This is a genomic window from Formivibrio citricus (assembly GCF_900115065.1).
GTDB classification, from domain to species: domain Bacteria; phylum Pseudomonadota; class Gammaproteobacteria; order Burkholderiales; family Chitinibacteraceae; genus Formivibrio; species Formivibrio citricus.
The window spans coordinates 1-1,778 of sequence record NZ_FOVE01000039.1 but is presented as its reverse complement, the minus strand read 5'-3'; the positions used below and the strand labels follow the sequence as shown (position 1 = coordinate 1,778).

General features: G+C 55.0%; 2 protein-coding genes and 1 pseudogene. All 3 read left to right on the top strand.

What is annotated here, in order from left to right; translation table 11 throughout:
• Positions 1 to 333: 333 nt before the first annotated feature.
• Entirely contained in the window at positions 334 to 729 is a 396-nt protein-coding gene (locus BMZ36_RS14455) for a hypothetical protein (RefSeq protein WP_143086086.1), read from the top strand.
• 81 nt (positions 730 to 810) lie between these two features.
• A pseudogene (locus tag BMZ36_RS14610) lies at positions 811 to 993 on the top strand (hypothetical protein); the annotation flags it as partial.
• A gap of 156 nt (positions 994 to 1,149) precedes the next feature.
• Positions 1,150 to 1,778: transposase (locus BMZ36_RS14175; protein WP_091198394.1), on the top strand; the 629-nt coding region annotated here is incomplete at its 3' end.

Genomic DNA, 1,778 nt, shown 5'->3' with positions numbered 1-1,778 from the left:
GGGACAGACCACGGTTTCCTGTGATGGTTTTCTGGTAGAGTGGGAGACGTTTCCGCTATCAACTTGAACCGGGCATGGTCGATGCGATTCGCCGACTGACCAACGGCAACCTTGCGCTCGGGGATTCGCGGTTTTGCGAGGAGATCGGCCGCATGCTAGGGCGGCGCGCCCAACCGGGCCAGTCGGGGCGGACGAGAAAGCGGGAAGAGCCAGAGTCTCTTGGCTTGTTGTGATAAGAAATTGTGGTCTGTCCCCTATTTCCTTATTGAAGAATATGGGCGTTTCCGCTGAAACAAAAGCTGCGGCACTTGTGGTATTTAAGGCGATAAAAAAATGATAGATATTTTATTGGTTGATCAATGCGCACTCTCTCTGCTGGGTGATTTTGTATCTGATATTTTTGGCTGTTCGATTGATATGGTCAAGGTTTTTGAAGTTGATGAATTTAATTCTTTGAATGAAGAGTTGGATGCATCCGTATTGGATTGCGTTTGTGTATATTGCCCTGTTCGAGGTGGTGCTTCTCAATTGTTGCAGTTGTATAGATATAAATTATCTGATGCGGAAGTTTTAAAACGGATTGTTGGTGCGGCATTGAAAAACGGAATTCGTTGTTATATCCCATGTGATTCGTTTGATGGCTGGATCTATGTGGGTGAGGGTGGAATTAAGAAGCGTGTTCGTCAAGTGGAGTGCGATGATGATTGTTTTTTATTTAAACCTATTTAATTTGTAGAACCGCGTACGGCGCAATAGATTTGGCGTAGGTGTGCCGTTGAGCGACGCGAAACGCACCGGGTGGCTGACTTTCCCGGCATCAGCCAACAACGCCTGGGCGACGGCTTCTACGAACAACGCCTGATCCGCGAACAGGTCGCCCAGCTCACCGGCCGGCGCTTTCTGGACGGCTACGCCAGCGACGAAGCCCAGTACCGCGCCCTCATGGACAACGGCATCACTGCCGCCCAAACCCGCCTCAACGTCAGCGCCGGCCGCGACCTGACCGTCGCCTCTACCACCGCCCGCAACCAGAACGCCCAAGGCAGCATCACGCATCTCGACCGCATCAATTAATAGGGGACAGACCACGGTTTCCTGTGATGGTTTTCTGGTAGAGTGGGAGACGTTTCCCCGCTACCGGAGTCCCCGATGCCCCGCCGCCCACGCCTGTCGCTGCCGAATGTGCCGATGCACCTGATCCAGCGCGGCAACAACCGCCAAGCCTGCTTCTTCGCCGACGAAGATTACCGCTTCTACCTTGAGTGGCTGAAAGACTACGCAGGAAAAAACCGGTGCCGGATTCATGCCTATGTGCTGATGACCAACCACGTGCATCTGCTGGTGTCGTCGGAATCCGGCGACGGCGTCGCGGCGCTGATGAAAGCCCTGGGGCAGCGGTATGTGCAATACGTCAATCGCCGCTATCGGCGTTCCGGTTCATTGTGGGAAGGGCGTTTCCGGTCGTGTCTGACGCAGGACGAGGGCTATCTGCTGGCTTGTCAGCGCTACATCGAATTGAACCCGGTGCGCGCCGGGATGGTCGAGCATCCGGCGGAATACCGCTGGTCGAGCTATCGGGTCAATGCGCAGGGCGAGGACGATCTTCTGATCGAACCGCATGAGCTGTATTGTGCGCTCGGAACCGATCCGGCGGCGCGACAGGCGGCGTATCGCGAGCTGTTTCGCTATCAACTTGAACCGGGCATGGTCGATGCGATTCGCCGAGCGACCAACGGCAACTTTGCGCTCGGGGATTCGCGATTTGGCGAGGAGATCGG